General features: G+C 36.9%; 13 protein-coding genes. 5 read left to right on the top strand and 8 right to left on the bottom strand.

What is annotated here, in order from left to right; genetic code table 11:
- Positions 1 to 64 precede the first annotated feature (64 nt).
- The 3 genes from ACO052_RS18455 to ACO052_RS18445 all read left to right on the top strand — a co-directional run bounded on the left by ACO052_RS18455 (position 65) and on the right by ACO052_RS18445 (position 5,611).
- The gene (locus tag ACO052_RS18455; RefSeq protein ID WP_422105267.1) at positions 65 to 1,813 is read left to right on the top strand and encodes a T9SS type A sorting domain-containing protein; all 1,749 of its coding nucleotides are present in this window, start codon (positions 65 to 67) and stop codon (positions 1,811 to 1,813) included.
- Between the two features lie 130 nt (positions 1,814 to 1,943).
- Entirely contained in the window at positions 1,944 to 4,718 is a 2,775-nt protein-coding gene (locus ACO052_RS18450; protein ID WP_422105266.1) for a DUF7619 domain-containing protein, read from the top strand.
- 104 nt (positions 4,719 to 4,822) lie between these two features.
- Positions 4,823 to 5,611, top strand: coding sequence for a hypothetical protein (locus ACO052_RS18445; RefSeq protein WP_422105265.1), 789 nt, complete (start codon positions 4,823 to 4,825; stop codon positions 5,609 to 5,611).
- Positions 5,612 to 5,775: 164 nt separating this feature from the next.
- Here the strand turns inward: ACO052_RS18445 and ACO052_RS18440 are convergent, their stop codons facing one another.
- Positions 5,776 to 6,843: a DUF3810 domain-containing protein gene (locus ACO052_RS18440; protein WP_422105264.1), complete on the bottom strand. Its 1,068-nt coding sequence runs from the start codon at positions 6,841 to 6,843 to the stop codon at positions 5,776 to 5,778.
- Positions 6,844 to 6,950: 107 nt separating this feature from the next.
- On the opposite strand from ACO052_RS18440, the gene ACO052_RS18435 reads away from it, so the two are divergent.
- A complete protein-coding gene (locus ACO052_RS18435; RefSeq protein ID WP_422105263.1) occupies positions 6,951 to 8,411 on the top strand; it encodes an aminoacyl-histidine dipeptidase in 1,461 nt (486 codons plus the stop codon).
- 79 nt (positions 8,412 to 8,490) lie between these two features.
- Here the strand turns inward: ACO052_RS18435 and ACO052_RS18430 are convergent, their stop codons facing one another.
- The 3 genes from ACO052_RS18430 to ACO052_RS18420 are packed head-to-tail and all read right to left on the bottom strand — an operon-like array spanning position 8,491 to position 11,270.
- Positions 8,491 to 9,702 carry a peptidylprolyl isomerase gene (locus ACO052_RS18430; protein WP_422105262.1) on the bottom strand — a complete coding sequence of 404 codons (1,212 nt, stop codon included), beginning with the start codon at positions 9,700 to 9,702 and terminating at the stop codon, positions 8,491 to 8,493.
- Complete coding sequence (gldI, locus tag ACO052_RS18425; RefSeq protein ID WP_422105261.1) at positions 9,695 to 10,228, bottom strand: gliding motility-associated peptidyl-prolyl isomerase GldI; 534 nt, start codon at positions 10,226 to 10,228, stop codon at positions 9,695 to 9,697. The genes ACO052_RS18430 and gldI overlap by 8 nt, the downstream gene beginning before the upstream one ends.
- Positions 10,229 to 10,238: 10 nt before the next feature.
- Complete coding sequence (locus ACO052_RS18420; protein WP_422105260.1) at positions 10,239 to 11,270, bottom strand: DHH family phosphoesterase; 1,032 nt, start codon at positions 11,268 to 11,270, stop codon at positions 10,239 to 10,241.
- Between the two features lie 767 nt (positions 11,271 to 12,037).
- Here ACO052_RS18420 and ACO052_RS18415 point away from each other — a divergent pair.
- On the top strand, positions 12,038 to 12,457 hold the full coding sequence (locus ACO052_RS18415; RefSeq protein WP_422105259.1) for a nucleoside-diphosphate kinase: 420 nt from the start codon (positions 12,038 to 12,040) through the stop codon (positions 12,455 to 12,457).
- 57 nt (positions 12,458 to 12,514) lie between these two features.
- Here the strand turns inward: ACO052_RS18415 and ACO052_RS18410 are convergent, their stop codons facing one another.
- The 4 genes from ACO052_RS18410 to ACO052_RS18395 form a co-directional block, all read right to left on the bottom strand.
- Complete coding sequence (locus tag ACO052_RS18410) at positions 12,515 to 13,624, bottom strand: alpha/beta hydrolase family protein (protein WP_422105258.1); 1,110 nt, start codon at positions 13,622 to 13,624, stop codon at positions 12,515 to 12,517.
- A 123-nt stretch (positions 13,625 to 13,747) separates the two neighbouring features.
- On the bottom strand, positions 13,748 to 14,485 hold the full coding sequence (locus ACO052_RS18405; protein ID WP_422105257.1) for a 4'-phosphopantetheinyl transferase family protein: 738 nt from the start codon (positions 14,483 to 14,485) through the stop codon (positions 13,748 to 13,750).
- Positions 14,486 to 14,491: 6 nt separating this feature from the next.
- Positions 14,492 to 16,870 (bottom strand): condensation domain-containing protein, encoded by a 2,379-nt coding sequence (locus tag ACO052_RS18400; RefSeq protein WP_422105256.1) that lies wholly within the window; start codon positions 16,868 to 16,870, stop codon positions 14,492 to 14,494.
- 39 nt (positions 16,871 to 16,909) lie between these two features.
- Positions 16,910 to 18,247 (bottom strand): nucleotide disphospho-sugar-binding domain-containing protein, encoded by a 1,338-nt coding sequence (locus ACO052_RS18395; RefSeq protein ID WP_422105255.1) that lies wholly within the window; start codon positions 18,245 to 18,247, stop codon positions 16,910 to 16,912.
- Position 18,248: the final 1 nt, after the last annotated feature.

The raw sequence follows: 18,248 nt of genomic DNA, 5'->3' as shown, positions 1-18,248 counted from the left end.
AAATACTATATTTAAATAGTTTTAAAAATAAGGAGACTAAATTAATTTAATCAATCAATTGCTTATGAAAAAAGCATTACTCTTTTTTGGTATTATTTTTTCTGTACTCATTCATTCTCAGGGTCCTCCGCCTCCTTGTGGAGCCACCCCTTATACGGTCTGTGAGGATGATGGTGATGGTTTTGCGGAATTTAATTTGGTCAGTTACTATCCATTTACATTTTGTGTCAGTCCTGATGCAGCTGATCAATATTTTCCAACAAAATATTACGAATCAGAATCAGATGCCATAAATGATATAAATGCCATACCAAATCCGGAGTCTTATACAAACGTAATACCCTTCATCCAAGAGATTTGGTTTAGGGCAGACAAGATTAATCCTGGACAAGGACCAGGACAAGATGTATTGTATAAAAATGAAGATTTAAGTGTTAAACTAAAGCCCACTATTTCTGAGCCTTCTCCTTTAATAGCTTGTGAAGGCAATGAAAGTGGTTTTGCTGTTTTTGATTTAAGCTCAAAACGGAATGAAATATTAGCTGGCCAAAATGATTTCTTTCTTAGCTTTTTTGAAACTATTGAAGATGCTATTAATCTAAATAATCCCTTGCCATCAGAATTCACAAATACAAATGCGTTTCAACAAACTATATATGCAAGTGTGTATGCATTTGATAGCCCAGCGGATGGTAATTGTACTGAAGTGGTTGAATTAGATTTAATAGTTGATACGAGCTGTGAAGATATTGCAGTTAATATCGTTAGAATTTCACCTCGGCCTAGGCCTGGATTTTCCTATAAAAATAGACTCTATATTTCAAATGTGGCCACAGCAGATGTAGTTAATGGAACGGTAGAGTTTTTGTACGATGAAAACCTTATTTATGATTCTATGTCGATTTCAGATAATAGTCTCAATATCACCGCTATTGATAATGGTTTCACCGTAATGTTTAATGACTTAGATGGTTATGATGGTGTATTTATCGATTTCTTTTTTACTGTACCTGTAGATTTGCCTTTAGGATACATAATTACTAATTCTGCACAATATTTAACCAATGAAAATGATGTTAATAATTCAAATGATACTAGTATACTAAATGAAGTTGTTATTGGCTCCTATGATCCAAATGATATTTTTGAATCACGCGGCACCGATGTACTGTATGATGATTTTATAATTTCAGGTGAGTATTTGTATTATACCATTCGTTTTCAAAATATAGGGACTGCCGAAGCTATTGATGTTAGTATAGAAAATGAGATAGATATGCAGCTAGATGAAACTACATTTCAAATGCTTCAATCTAGTCATTCCGAAAGCGTACTAAGAGTAGGAAACACTATTACGTGGAATTTCGATGGGATTAATTTACCTGCGGAACAAGATGATGAAGAAGGGAGTAATGGATTTGTAAATTATAGGATTAAACCTAAGGCAGGCTATGCTCCTGGAGATATTATTCCGAATTCTGCTGCTATTTATTTCGATTTTAATGCGCCGATCATCACCAATACGTTTACGACGACTTTTGTAGAAACCCTATCTATTGATGATAGTTTGCTTACTGAATTTATAATTTATCCAAATCCAGCAAAGGATAAGGTTATTGTTTCATTAGATGATAGCTCAATGAATAATGCTGACATTAGTCTAATTGATATTCAAGGTGAAGTTATTGATATACCTAAAGTAAATCATACACATTCGGTGGAACTTAATGTGTCATCATTAAATACAGGATTGTATTTTATACATCTTAAAAAGAGTAAAGGTACTTTGGTAAGAAAACTAATTATTGAATAGTTGGTTAAGATCTAGTAAAACGCTAATTTTTTTTGACTCTATTTAGCTTTTAGATTAAATTAATAGTTTCAGCAACGCAACCATTTTTCGATATTACTATCTAACTTATAAAAACACTAAACAATCAACTATGAAAAAATTTCTACTCTCCTTCATTTTAAATCTCTTTATTTTAAACGCTTTTTCCCAAATAGCAAACCAACCATCGGATATTTCTATTTGTGATGATGATGGTGATGGATTTGCATTTTTTGATTTAACCATTAATGATGCTCTTGTACTTGGGAGTCAAAATTCAATTGACTTTGTTGTAACCTATCATAATACTCAAATGGATGCCGATAATGGTACTAATGCACTTGCAAGTCCCTATATAAATAGCACTAATCCGGAGGTTATATTTGTTAGAATTGAGGCTGTTGCAACGGGAAATTTTGATACCACGTCATTCACCATAACGGTATTGCCCAGTCCTTCGCCAAGTGCTCAAATTCCAGACCTAGTAGTTTGTGACGACGATGGTGATGGCTTTAGCGTTTTTGATCTGACTCAGAATGATGCCGTAATTGTTAATGGGGAGCCAAATCAGACCGTATCTTATTATGAAACTGAAATTGATGCTATAACTGGAACCAATCCTATAATTTCGGTGCTTAGTTACAGTAATATAGTAGCCTCAATTCAGACTATTTATGCAAGGGTAGAAAGCCTTTCGTCAGGTTGTTCCGCTATAGTTAGTTTTAATTTGGTTGCGGATCCGAATTGTGGGTCAGATCCCATGATCTCTATTAACGATGCTAGTGATCCAGAATCTTATTTGTCACCAGAAGAACTCGTTCTTAATGTACTGATTCCCGAGGATGCTTCGGTTAATATCTTTTCTTCACAGGTCAATGGCAGTCCTACAGATCTCGAAACAAAAAGTTATGGCTATTTTAATAGGGGTGATGTACTCAATTTTCCTTTTGAAGAAGGGATTGTGCTAACGACGGGAGTGGCTTTTCAAGGCGGCAATACGGTAAGTGATAATTTGGTTAGTACTAATAATAGCCAACCCGGTGATGTAGATTTAGAAAATGCTTTGAATGTGACTAATACCAATGATGCAGCATTTATAAAATTCAATTTTGTACCCGCAGGAGACGAAATCAGTTTTAGATATTTATTGGCCTCAGAAGAGTACGACGGCTCTACGGAATGTAGTTTTGCAGATAGTTTTGCGTTTTTATTGCGGGAAGTTGGTACAACAGAATATACAAATCTGGCTGTATTACCCGACGGTACACCAGTTAATGTGACGAATGTCAATAATGCTGCCAATTGCGCCAGTAATCCAGAATTTTTTGAAGGTTATAATATTGGCGACACCAATTATGGAGGTAGAACCACAGTATTAACGGCTTCGGCAACCGTTGTACCTAATACGACTTATGAAATAAAATTGGTTATTGCTGATCAAGGTGATAGCATTTGGGATTCTGCCATCTTTTTGGAAGGCGATAGTTTTAACTTAGGAAATAGCGACATCGGATTGATTGCTGTAAACGCGTTTTACGATACCAATAATAATGGTAGTTTAGACAATGACGAATCCTCTTTTACCAATGGGACCTTTACGTATGAGAAGAATAATGATGGTACTATAAATACTGTAAACACTTCTACCGGAAGCTTTACTATCATAAGCACCGATGAAAACGATACGTACGATATTAACTTTGATGCTAATGACGATTTAAATAGTTGTTATTCTCAAACCGTAACGGCTTTTGATGATGTCAGCGTGTCCTTTGGAGAAGTGGCCTTGGTTGATTTTCCGCTTCAAGATAATTTAACCTGCGAAGACTTGGCAGTCTATTTAATAAATCCTTTCACGGCACCACGACCGGGATTTGAACATATGAATGTACTTATTATACAGAATCTCATTGGAGCTAATATTCCCTCAGGCTCGGTAGAATTTACTTTAGACGACAATTTGCTTATTAATGGGACACAAGTCAGTAATCCTAATTTAACGGTAACGACGACAACTACAGGGTTCACATTAGATTTTGTAAATCTTGCACCTGGAACTAGCGAAACGGTGGATATCACTTTATTTACTCCTGTGTCGGTACCATTAGATGAGGTCGTCACTAATACGGCAAGCTATACAACAACCACTAATGACACAGACTTGGATAACAATAGCGCATCACTTTCTGAAGTGGTCGTAGGGTCTTATGACCCTAATGATAAGATGGAAGCTCACGGTCCAAAAATTGTCTATAACGACTTTGTGTCATCTGATGAATATTTATATTATACGATTCGTTTTCAGAATTTGGGTACCGCAGAGGCTATCTTCGTACGAATAGAGGATGTATTGGATACCCAATTAGATGAAGATACCTTCGAAATGTTGCGATCGAGTCATGACTATGTCGTTACGAGAACAAATAATAATTTAGAGTGGTTTTTTGATAACATCAATTTGCCAGCTGAGCAAGACGATGCTGCAGGCAGTATAGGCTATGTGCATTTTAGAATTAAACCAAAGTCAGGCTATGCGGTCGGTGATATTATTCCGAACAATGCAGCAATTTACTTTGATTTTAATGCTCCAATAATTACAAATACATTTAATACTGAATTTATCGAGCCATTATCCATTGAAGATAATTCAATAGTTGGTTTTGGTCTGTATCCCAACCCAGCAAACAACACTGTAACCGTTCAACTTAATAATGCTATAGGTAGAGACTATAGTCTTGAGATTTTTGATATTCAAGGCAAACGTCTGTATTCTGCACGTATCAATGCGACAACAGCTATTGATATTTCAGCTTTTAGGACTGGGATGTACTTTGTAAAGCTAAGTCGCGATGATGCTTCTCAAATAGGGAAGTTGCTAGTGGACTAAGGTTTTAAAGAATAAGAGTTTTAAAGCTTCGGATTTTTTTCTGAAGCTTTTTTGTAATGGCGTATTGTTGATTACGTCCAATCCATCAACTAAACCACTGAAACATGAAAAACTTAATAGGACTATTGGCTATCCTTGCTGTGACCATTTCTTGTCAGCAAACAAAAAACAAAACAGATTATTCTAACGACGATTTAGAAATCACCACCAGTATTTACCCAGAACATATTACCAAGGTATTTGATGCTCATGGCGGTATCGACCAGTGGAATAACATGCAGACCCTGTCGTTTACTATGGACAGACCAAATGGTAAAGAAGTGACCACTACCCACTTAAAAACTAGAGCGGAGTTAATCGATGCTCCAACATATACTATGGGTTTTGATGGTGACAGTCTATGGGTGACTGAAAAGGACGGTAATGAGTACAAAGGCAATGCCAAGTTCTATAAAGGTTTAATGATGTATTTCTATGCCATGCCTTTTATAGTTGGCGACGATGGGATTTTATATGAAGAGGTCGAGCCGCTGACTTTTGAAGGGAAAACCTATCCAGGTATCATGATTTCTTACGAGGCTGGTATCGGAGTCTCTCCGGATGATCAATACATTATTTATTACGATGCCGAATCTGGGCAAATGGAATGGTTGGGCTACACGGTGACCTTTGGAAAAAATGAAAAGAGTAAAGACTTCCATTTTATCAGATATAACAATTGGCAAAAGGTCAATGGTTTAGCAGTTCCAAAAAGTATCGATTGGTATACTTATGAAAATAGTCAACCTATTGAAAAACGCAATACGGTTGAATTCACCGATGTCGTACTTTCAGAAAAGGCACCGGATAAATCTATGTTTGCAATGCCTGAGGGCGCTAAGGTTATAGACTAATTTATAGTTTAATGTCATTGCGAAGCTACGCCAAAAGCGTAGCTGTGGCAATCTCTACATCCTACGAAATAGATTGTCACTTCGAGTGTCACGCCTTTGGCGTGATGTATCGAGAAGTCATGATATTGTAAATTAGCTTATTTTCAATATAATCACTTTGACTTTTACAGCGTTTTGTCCTTATAATAATTCACCAAAAGGGCAACGACATAACTATAACTTTTCATACCGTCGGCTTGGTTATTGGCTTTAAGAAAGGTGTCGAAGGTTGTTTCAAATAGCGGTTCTATAGGGTTTTCATAAGACTGCCAGAATTCACGGACTTCTGCGTAATTCTTTAAAATACCTTTATTCACGGTCTTGAGCATATCGCGATATAAGGCTTCATCCCTCCGGAACAGTTCATTAAGGCAATACCTTAAACCAAAGGTATATCCCGAATATTTAAAGTAGTCATCTTCATTATAAATGGCTGCCAAGCAGCCGATAAAATTGGCCTCATTTTCGGCAGCATAACCAATTTGATGGGCGGCTTCATGGCAGGCTGTTGTAGGGAATTTATAAGTCGGAATTAACCCATCAACTTGAGCTTCATTGGTGAAAGGGTTGATATAGCCCGAAAATCCCATATAAGTCAAGGGTAGACTATAAATGGATTTCTTTATGCTGCTTGGATGATATTTAAACTCCTCATAATCTTGGGCTAATTTATCATAGCCATTTTGCATGTTATCAAACACTTCAGATTTGGTAAAAGGCATAATCACCTTTGCTGAGTCATTTGCTGCAATCTTAATATGGATATCATTAGATTTTTCAATGAGGCGCTTCGTAAAATCAACTAACTGTTTGGTTGTATATTCTGCTTTAATATTCAGGGATTTATAAAGCGGCGGTCTATAATAATTGTAAGCCCAAAGGATATGAAACGCAAAATAGGCCATGGAAAGGGTGGCACCGATATCCAATATCCAATTTAAGGTGTCTTTAAAAATGCGTTTCCTGTTTAAAACCAACCAACGGATAATATAAATGCTCGCTAAGGTATAAAAGATATCACCAACCGAAAACGGAAGCCATCCAAAGGCATAGCGCATTAATTTGGAGATAAAAACATATATACCATTGCTATAAAATTGTTCAACAAACTCTGGAAAATTCTTTAGAACCTGAATAATTAAAACCTGAACTATCAGAAAGAGTGTAATAACGAATTTTTTGTTTTTCAGCATGATTCAAAAATAGAAAAAACTTATTATTCTGTCCCGATAGTTATCTGGAAAGGAGTACAAAAATGAAATGTCATTTTTGTACTTTTGTGAACCTAAAAATAATCGATATGAGTTCAGAAATAAGGACCTTAGAGCCCAAAGTACTTTGGAATAAATTCGCAGATCTTAACGCGGTACCGCGCCCTTCTAAAAAAGAAGAACGCGTCATCAAATTCATAAAGGATTTTGGTGAGAATTTAGGCTTGGAGACTCTAGAGGATGAGGTCGGTAATGTAATTATAAGAAAACCAGCGACCAAAGGTATGGAGGATAGACAAGCCATCGTGATGCAATCGCATTTGGACATGGTTCACCAAAAAAATAACGATACCGTTTTTGACTTTGATACTCAAGGAATCGATATGTATGTGGATGGCGATTGGGTAAAGGCCAAAGGCACCACACTTGGTGCTGATAATGGTTTAGGTGTAGCAACGATTATGGCAATTTTGGAAAGCGATGCCATCGCACATCCAGATTTAGAAGCCTTATTTACCATCGATGAAGAAACAGGTATGACCGGTGCCATGGGTTTAAAAGGTGGTGTATTAAAAGGGAGTATTCTTTTGAATTTGGATACTGAAGAAGATGATGAAATTGGTGTAGGCTGTGCAGGAGGTATTGATATTACGGCAAGAGGCAGCTATAATGAAGAGCCTGTAGCCAAAGATAGTAACAAGGCTTATAGACTTGAAGTAAAAGGCTTACAAGGTGGCCATTCTGGAATGCAAATTCACGAAGGCTTGGGGAACGCCAATAAGATTATGAATCGCCTGTTATATGCTGTTATAGAAGATATTAAAATTGCGGCTATCGATGGAGGAAGTTTACGCAATGCGATTCCAAGAGAGAGTATTGCTACCGTCGTCTTTAGGGCAGATAAAGAGGAACTACTAATGAGTGTTTTAAATTCATTATCTGATACTATCAAAAAAGAGTTTAAAACCATGGAACCCGATTTGCAAATGGTTTTCACGGCGACGGATTTTCCTGAATCGGTTATGCCTTATGAAGCCCAAGAGCAACTCCTTAAGGCCTTATACGCAGCGCATAACGGCGTGTATCGCATGAGTGCGGATATTACTGATTTGGTAGAAACCTCTAATAACATTGCAAAAGTTGTGGTTAAAGAGGGCAACATACACGTAGGTTGCTTAACACGCAGTTCTGTAGAATCATCAAAAATGGATTTGGCCAATGCGCTTAAAGCCACTTTTGAGTTGGCGGGATGTGAGGTGGAGTTCTCAGGAAGTTATCCAGGTTGGGCACCGAATATGGATTCGGCCATTTTAAAGGTGATGGTACCCGTTTATGAGCGCTTAAACAATGGTGAAAAACCGCATGTAGCTGCTTGCCATGCCGGTTTAGAATGTGGTATTCTTGGCCAGAATTATCCGGAAATGGATATGATTAGTTTTGGTCCAAATATTAAAGGCGCACATTCGCCCGATGAGCGTGCACAAATATCATCAGCACAGAAATATTGGGAGTTTGTTCTTGAAATTTTAAAGCATATTCCAAAAGCTTAGAATAGCAAAGCGCATAAAAAAAAGCAACAGCACTGAGCGTAGTCGAAGTGCTGTTGCTTTTTTAGTTATGTTTGAGTTCTTACTCTTTAATACTTACCAGTTCGATATCGAACACAAGGTTGGTGCCACCAGGAATCAAAGGCGCTCTGCCGGCTTCACCATAACCTAAATAGTAGGGGATAAACACGCGGGCTTTATCACCAATTTTCATGTTTAACATGGCTTCTTTAAAACCGGAAACCAAAGTAGCGGTTTCGTTATAAGGCATAGAAAAAGGTACATATTGACCTGCTTGGTCTTGCCGCTGATCGTATTTGTTATTTTTTTCGGCCACTTCTTTTTGGGTGGTCCAAAATAAAGTACCGTCTTCAAAATACCCCGCACAATCGATGTTGACATTTTGTGTGGATTTAGGTTGTACACCATTACTTTCATGGGTGAAAATCATAGCCATTCCAGTTGGTGAATCGATACGACGGCCACTGAGTTCCTCATTTTTCTTTAACCAATCTACTTTAGCCTGTTTGGCTTTGTCTTCGGCTTCCTTTTTGGCGGCTTGTCTAATAGCCATGAAGTTATCTTCAACTTTTGGCATTTCTACTTCAAATACCTTTGGCGCATCAAAGAATTTGGCATCTTTCCCTTTTCTTATGATATTCACCTTTTCAATGATGACATCCTCAACAGGTTTGTGATTTCTTGCTCTAGGATCAACCACTTTCACATTAGAAATGGAGTCTTGTACTTCAAAACCCTTCACCAGTTCACCAAAAACAGAATGACAACTTACACCAGGCTGATCACAAGGTTTTAATTCACCATTGTCATCATAGAAATTACCTCTTGGGTAAGGTGCTTCCGTAATAAAAAACTGACTGCCATTGGTATTGATGCCTCCACCATTGGCCATGGACAAAATTCCAGGCTTATCGTGTTTTAGTTCTGGGCTAAAATCTGCTGCAAATCTATAACCTGGCGTACCCCTACCATTACCTAAAGGATCGCCACCTTGAATCATAAATTTATCGATAACTCTATGGAACGTAAGACTATCGTAAAAAGGCTTTCCCTTGTATTTTTCTTCAGCCATGGGGTGACTGCCCTCTGCCAGTGCTACAAAATTAGCGACAGTGACAGGGACTTTGTCATAGTGTAATTTGGCAACCATCGTGCCTTTTGAAGTTATTATTTCGGCATAAAGTCCATCATCTAAATCTGGATAGCGTTCTTGGCAAGAGATATTTACCAATACGACTAATACAACGAATGCTGTAAGGGCTTTTTTAATCATTTTCTTGTGTTATTGTATTTAATGTTACTTCGCAAATTAAAGGAATGTTAGTTCCTATTTTATTATCATCGCCATAATAGCCATAGGCTTTTTGCGATGGGAAAATAAAGGTGATACTTTCTTCAGGTTTCATCAATTTCAATCCTTCGCGGAGACCTGTGAATAACTCTTGCTTATCCATCACATAGGTCTTTTGAGCTTCTGCATAAATCTCATTACCGTTGATGTCTGATACTTTATAACGGAAGTCAATGATATCACCAAATGCTGGTTGAATGGTGTCGTTTTCCACTTTGGTCGTGTAGTAGTACCAAAAACCGCTTTCTGAAGCGATATATTCCTTTTCTGGATCGCTTTTTATGATGGATTGAATGAGTTCTTGCTCTTTTTCATTAAGCTTTTTATTACGCTCGGCAGATTCTTTGAGAAAGGAACCCGATTGAACCGTTTCTGGCATTCGCGCTTCAGGCGATTTACAGCTTACGAGGCCTAATATTAAAAGAATAATTATGAGTAGGTTTTTCATCTTTCATACATTATTGCCCATTATGGGCTTGGGACAATTCATCTTTATACTGCGGTAATATACTAATAAATTTGTCAATCGTAGCCTCTAAACTAGCTTCACTGCGTCCACCAGCGGCATTATCGTGACCGCCACCGTTAAAATGGGCTCTCGAAAATTGATTGACAGAAAAGGATCCTTTGCTTCGTAAAGATACTTTTACAATGCCCTCTTGATGGTTCTCAATAAAGATGGCTGCAAAAATGATGTCCTTCAAGGATAAGCCGTAGTTCACAAAACCTTCCGTATCTCCTTTTTTAAAGTCAAATTCGTCTAACTCCGCTTGAGATAAGCTAATATAAGCGGTGTGTAATTCTGGAAGTACTTTAAGATTTTGTAAAGCTCTTCCTAGAAGCTGTAAACGACTATAGCTATTGGTGTCGAAGACCTTATTATGAATGGCGGCATTATTGGCGCCTTTGGCAATTAAATGGCCCACCACTTCATGGGTTCTATCAGTCGTCGACGGAAAACGAAACGAGCCTGTATCGGTCATTATACCGGTGTATAAACAGGTGGCTATCGTAGCATCTACTTTATCTAAATCTCCTAAGAACTCAATGAAATTGTAGACCATTTCGCAGGTCGAGGACATACTGACATCCGAATAGGTGTATTTGGCATAGTCATCCGGCTGCTGATGATGATCGATCATGATTTTAGTCGCCGAAGAATGCCCTAAGGCTTCGGCCATATCGCCCGTGCGATGTAAGGCATTAAAATCTAGAGTAAATATGAGTTCCGCTTTGCTAATTAAAGTGTCACTATCTTCGGGCTGGGTTTCATAAATCAAGACGTCATCATTACCCGGTAACCATTTTAGAAAATCGGGATAATCGTTAGGTGCAATAACCCTTGCATTATGATGGTAAGCTTTTAAATAATGATATAGAGCTAAGGTAGAGCCCATGGCGTCACCGTCTGGATTTTTATGGGGCACGATTACAATGTCCTTGGGTGTACTAAGTTCCGCTTTTAGCGCTGTAATTTCCGCATTTATCATAGTGGACGAAGATACAATTTTTAGGGTTTTTGAAAATGCTTTTAATAGGAAATTAAGAATCTTGTCATTCCTGCGTCCGCGTTCGCTGTCCGCGTGTCGCCATAGCTTTGCCTACTTCGCCGAAGTAGTTCGCTACGAAGGCTGAAAGCGGAGGCACAAGCTTTAGCGGAGGCACAAGGCAGGAATCTCTTTAAGGGATAAAGAGGGTCGTATATTAAGTACAGGATTAACAAAAAGTTCTTGATAGTTCTGCTGAGCACTTAGATACTTCGACTCTAGGTTTACCCTGAGCTCGGTCGAAGGGCTCAGTACAGGCGAGCTCAGTGTGACACTAGTCTAAGTAAGCGAAACTCAAATTATGATCAACGAGATATCGAAGGTTCAGCGTAGCTAAATCGAATTCTTTGTTCTGTAAAGCACTATGCAATTTGATGTCTCGCACAAGGTTCGACATGACTCGAGCCATGGAAAAATTACAGAGTACAGTTGACTTAGAAATTTCAATATTTGTAATGTCCCCTTGAGGGGACTTGAGGGGTGTTTTTAATGGTGCAGTAGTAAACTATTTGCAAATTAGGTTATTGGTAGTAATTATAATGAATGAAGAATTGTCTGCTTACTGGTGGGTTGGACTAGTTCAAATTAACGTTTTATTGTAACAATAATTTAATAAAAGCATGGCTTGATAAATTGCAGAAATACATTACTTTTGCGCATTCATTCGCAGAAGCGATTTTTTGCGAAGGCGAACAATTAAAAAAATATACATGGTAACTAACAGAACATTTACAATGTTAAAGCCAGACGCTGTCGAAAAAGGACACGTTGGTGCTATTATAGAAAAGATTACAGCTTCGGGATTTAGAATCGTTGCGATGAAGTTAACGCAAATGACCAAAGCAGATGCTGAGGAATTTTATGCCATCCACAAAGAACGTCCATTCTTTCCTGATTTAGTAGAATATATGACGCGTGGCCCTATCGTTGCGGCCATCTTGGAAAAGGACAATGCCGTTGAAGATTTTAGAACTTTAATTGGTGCTACCAATCCTGCGGAAGCCGCTGAAGGGACGATTCGTAAATTATATGCCGCTTCTATTGGTGAAAATGCGGTGCACGGTAGTGATAGCGATGAAAATGCAGCTATTGAAGGCGCTTTCCACTTTTCGGGGAGAGAGATGTTTTAAGGTATAGCCATTTACATTTTATATAAGATTTAAAAAGCCATCCGAAAGGATGGTTTTTTATGGATACACCTGAAGCTTGATCGATTCATTTTCTTGTAGTGCATCTAGTTTTGTGTTGTCCTCTTTTAACATACCATTAAAATAGCCAAGCAGAATTTCTCTGGTTGTCTTTAATGCTTCAACAGCGTCGATTTCGAATTTAAATATATCAGGAAATATATAAGGATTATCAGTAACCGAATTATGATTGAATCTGGGGAGCTCTACCATATAGACAGGCTTCTTTCTATGATCAATTAAGCTAAAATAGTTGTCTTTAGCATACGGCCAGGTGCCGCTACTACACAACATCATTACAGGAATATCTAACATCCCTTTGTAACGTATTTTTCTTGGGGGAATGCCTTCCATCGCAGCGTAAGCTTTAACAGCTGGTGTTCTATTTGCAAATTCGCCTGCGATACGCCCTCCCAAAGAATGACCGAAGATGCCAATAGCCTTTAAATTTAACTTATTTGTAAAGCGATTGTCAGGGTCGTCAGTATTCAATTCTTTTAATTTTGATAGTACAAACCTCAAATCTTCAAAGCCCATTTTTGTAGGTTTTTCAAAAAAAGCATCCACTTTTTCATAGGGTCCAGCCATCATACCTCGAGGAGGTTTAAATGTAATCGATGGTTTAATGATATATCCATCACCATAGATGGTATAACCTATTTTTGGCATATCAACAGCGACAACGGTATAACCATGGCTGACTAATTCTTCAGCAATAGTGGTATACATATAGCGTTCTGTCCCTCGTCCGGGCGAAATTAATATGATATGAGATGTTGATATTGAGTTATTAAAGCCGGCACGCTGAAAAGCGTTGGTCATAACCTCAAGATAGTCTTTTGACACGGCGGAATACGGTGCTAAGGTTCCGTTTGTGTTGTTTTGTGAAGGATACCAGATTTGAGCAATGAGTCTGCGCTTTTCGATAATACCTTCGTTAAGTTTAACCGTTCTTGTTGTATCTGTCCATTCGTAAGTGACTGTACCCACTGAATATGGACCAGACGGTTTGATTAATTGTATGGAATCTATGGCTTTGGTGAATGCGAAAGACGCAGAGCTAGAGACAAGAAATAAGAAGAGCGCAAGACTCTTAAAGGGTTGGATCATGATATTTTCCTTTAAAGACGACGGAAAAATGCAGGTGTTACAAGAAATTATATACTCGTTAATGTATAGGTCACCATGAAGGTTTTAGAGCCTTAATTGGTGCGTCCAATCCTATTTCATTTTTTATGACATATGGTTGATCTGTTTTAATCCAAATTCAAACAAATCAACAACCATTGTTCGTTCTTGTATAGCTATAGCGGCTTTATAATTATCTAAGGTTTCAAATGGAATTATACTCCAGTTGTGTTTTTCGTTTGAGTCCCACAATGTTTCTTCCAATTTCGACTGGTTGTCACTTTCAATTGAAACACTAAATGCATCAAGTGGAAACGACAGACCTTTTGCTTTTGCTTTTATAAAAGCCTCTTTTCGCGTCCAACCTCTATAAAAAGCCTGTGTTTGCATATGTTTCGGAATTTTATGAATAGCTTCAATTTCTTTTTTTGAAAAGTAATTGTCTACAATATCCATGACATCAAAGTTGCTTTTACAGTATTCAACATCTATTCCGATTTCAGAATTTTTTGTAAAACCAAATACTACTAAATCCTTGGCATGAGACGTATTAAATTTTAAGTTTTGCCAATTTTTAAACTCGGGCTTACCATAATCTCCGTATTTAAATACAATCTTTTCTGGAGAGATATCTAAATACTTACCCAACAATACCCGAAGCGCTCCTCGCGCAATAATGGATACCCTTTTATCTTTTTCGAATTTAAACTTATGCGCCTTAATTTTTTCATCTTTGGATAAAAGACCTTCAAAAAAATTAAGATGTTTGATCTCAGAATTAATATTCAAAACCCAAATATGGGGGATATGGTCTCTAAAAAAAAATGTGTGGCCATCATCCATAACCGACTAATCTTTCATGGTTAAATCTATTTGCTCTGAAACAAATTCTACATCTGGTTTTTCAAACAGCTTAGCATGTTTTCCATTGGTATAAAGGACGTTTACCTCTCCCTTTGTGACTTTCTTCCAAGATTGTATATGGTTATCTTCGAATCTTTTATCCACCTTATCGGTAAGGATTAAAGAGACATTTCCATTTCTAGGCATAAATTTATAGGCATTACTCAACTTCCCTAAATTCGCCTGAACCTTAACAAGTTGTTTTTCTGCGTCGGTACCGAAAAGTTTTACAATTATGGGTTCTATAAGGTATTTGCGCTCATTAAAGAAGTTTTTGATGGACTTTATTGGCGATGAGACCAATCGTTTTAAGAAAAAATCGATTCTTGTCAATAGCGTAATATCACCTGTACCTCCTGAATTGGTGGCTAAGGAGTCAACCACAATAAAATTGACCATTTCATTTTCTTTCTCTAAAAGTATTGACATTTCATGGCCAACTGTAGTACTAAAGCAATACACCAAAATATTGTATGGCCCTTTAGGTTGGATGTCTCTAATGGCTTTGATATAGTCTTTTGCCATAGCCTCAACACTTTCGTGCATATCTTCATCTGGTTCTAGTCCTGAAGGCTGTAAGGCATAAATTGGTCTGTTCTGTTTTAAGTATTCTTTAAGGTGGCCATAAAAGAACACATATCCGCCACCAGCATGAATACAAAATAGGGGTGTTTTATCTCCTTTGGATCTAATTGGAACTATATGGTTTAAGGGTTCTGCTTTGGAATCTTGTAAAATATAGTCAGAGAGCTCATGGATTGTAGGATATTCCAACAATTTTATAACGGATAACCCAGTGTTAAGCTTTTTATTGATGATAGCGATCATTTTAACAGCCATTATAGATTTCCCACCTAGTTCAAAGAAATTATCTGAAGTGCTAATCTCCTGAATGCCTAATGTGTTTTGCCATATTTGCAATAACTCGAATTCTGTTTTGTTTTTAGGTCTCGTAATTTTTTTAGATGACTTATTTTGATCGTTATGGCTAAATTGCTCAGTAGAAAAATCAATTTTGGCTATACTGTCCAAAAGGTGTTCTATATTTTGATCTGGTGCGGCAAATAGGCCAGTAATGATGTCTTCAAATGTCTTTAGCATCCAACTCACAACAGCTTTAGAAAATAGTTCATGGTCATAAAATAGACTAAGAGTTATATCTTCTTCAACATTAACGACAAGGGTGAGCGGATATGTGGTCGTTATGCCACTTTCTGTGCTGTGAATAAGCAATTTGTCGGTCTTAATAGTTTTCCGTGGGAAATTCTCGAAAATAAATAAGCAATCAAATAGATGAGCACTTTCTCCATTAACCCATTCTGCAATTTGGTCAGCACTTAAATATTCATAATTCCGTGCCTGTGTTTGTTGGTTTAGCAATGTTTTTAGAACGTCTTTCACCGTAAACTCACGGGTTAATTTAGCTCGAAGCGGAATTACATTGGCAAACATGCCTGCCATCACATCTATTTGTGGAAACGCTATAGATCGTCCCGATACTGTATTACCATATGTGATATCGTCTGAGTTCAGGAGTTTAGATAAGACTAAGGCCCACATACCCTGAAATAAAGTGTTCAAGGTAATGCGGTAAGTTTTTACTAACAGATTAACCTTATTATTTAGGTCTTGAGATAGTAAATAATTAACTTCTAAGATGTTGGTGGATACTTTCTTGGAACCAAAAAAAGGCTGGTTCTGATATCCCTCAAAGGTGTTTACCCAAAAAGACTTTGCGTCGTCTACGTCTAATTGTTTAATATGTTTAAGATAAGATTTATAGGACGGTATGCTGGGTAGATTAACACTATTATTTGTTTCTATGGCTTGATAATATTTGAAAACATCTTCGATTATGATACGCGATGACCAACCATCTAAAAACAAATGATGGCATACCCAAAGCAAGAAGTAAGACGCATTACCAATCTTAATAATAATGACATCAGATAATGGATTTTTTTGAAAATTTAGTCCTTTGTCTTTCTTCGCGTCTTTTAGCTCATTTAATTTTTTTTCTTGTTCTTGATTGTCTTGTTCGGACCAATCTAAATATTGAATATTAGCACTACTTTCATAATTTACAATTTGAACAGGGCTTTTTATGTTTTCCCAATGGACTGTTGTTCTCAGTATTGAATGTCTATCTATGGTCTTAACCCAAGATTCTTTAAACGCATCAATATCCAATTGACCATCCATTTTGGACTGAACTATGAGAAAACCCTTATCATTTTTTTCTGAAAGGTGATGAAACAGAATACTCTGTTGCAACTTATTTAATGGATAAATTGCTTCGACTTTTCTTTTTTTCTTATTCTCCATAGCCATATTACTATTATTTAAAAAGAAATGGAATTGTGGTTAAGATAAGTAAGGTGTAATTTCTTGGCGCTCATAGATATCTAATTGAAGTTTTAGTGTGTTTAAGTTTTTTTGAATTGATTTATTTTTTAATAAGTAGTCGATATTATAATTAATAGTCTCGACATCATCTTTGTCCTTATCGCCGCATAAGCCTAAATTATGGTAGAAAATTCTTGCTGCGCAGCCGTCCTGATCATATTTTTTTCCTGAATAAATTAGCATGGGTACTTTGAAATATAGGCATTCATTAATGGTGTGTATGCCCCCATGATTAATACTGCAGTCAGCGTTACTCAATATATAAAGTTGGGGTATCCATGAATAGACATGTACATTTTCTGGTAAGTCATTAAAGTAGTGTTCTTCACTTAAGGTGCGACCTAAGGATATAATTAATATCCAGTCACTTCTGCGGGCTACGGCCTCTATTAGTTTCTTAATGAAATTTAAGTCACCCATATTTTTCATAGTGGTTAGTGAACAATAAATAAGCTTAGCATTTTTTTTGTGCTTTTGGTCTACAAGTTTTTTAAGATCCTCAGGTATTTGAGATGTCTCTCTTTTTGTGTTGATCATTGGCCCTAAGTAATGAATGTTTTTAGGTTTTTTAAGAGGAAATTCGATTTCTGGCATGACCATAAATAATGTATCAAATTTCGGATAGATAAAATCTGACGGAAATCTTCTGTTAGCAGTTTTTAACCCTGTAATACCGTGTTTTTTTTTGTAGAAAAATAGTACTGATTTTCGATTATACATGAGTCTTAATTTATTAAACTGCGCTCGTGCATATTGTGTCAATTTTAATTTCCACCATGATAATTCTATACCAATTGAACTTCCGCTAAGGCCTTTTTTCGGGATGATTCCAGTTGTTATAGAAGGCAGATTTACTCTTCTTTGATCAAATAAGTGCTGACTTAATAACTGTGTTTTAATATTTAATTTTAAAGCGGCTAATATGGCCTCATGAACTTCCACATCAACCAGAACTAAATCTGGATTTACTTTTTTTAAAATGTTCTCATATTCATGTAGCTTTAGACTTATAATACCTTTGTTTAATATGGTTTTTAAATGCGTAAGGACGTAAAAATAGGCCTGAATTAGATGTTTCTTTTTAGCACTGGGAATTAAATGCTCCTTAATGGATAAGTAAAAATTAATCTCTGGCAGTTGGACATAATTAAGCCCACTATTTATGACTTTTTCCTTAATATCGATAGGTGATAAATAGGTAATATCATGGCCCTCGTTAATGAGTCGATTCGCCAGCTCTATACTCGCATTTGTAATACCAACCATTCCTGTGGTAATTAGGGCAATGTGTTTCATA

This window comes from Winogradskyella sp., assembly GCF_965228925.1.
Lineage (GTDB): Bacteria > Bacteroidota > Bacteroidia > Flavobacteriales > Flavobacteriaceae > Winogradskyella.
This window is presented reverse-complemented; position numbering and strand designations above follow the sequence as displayed.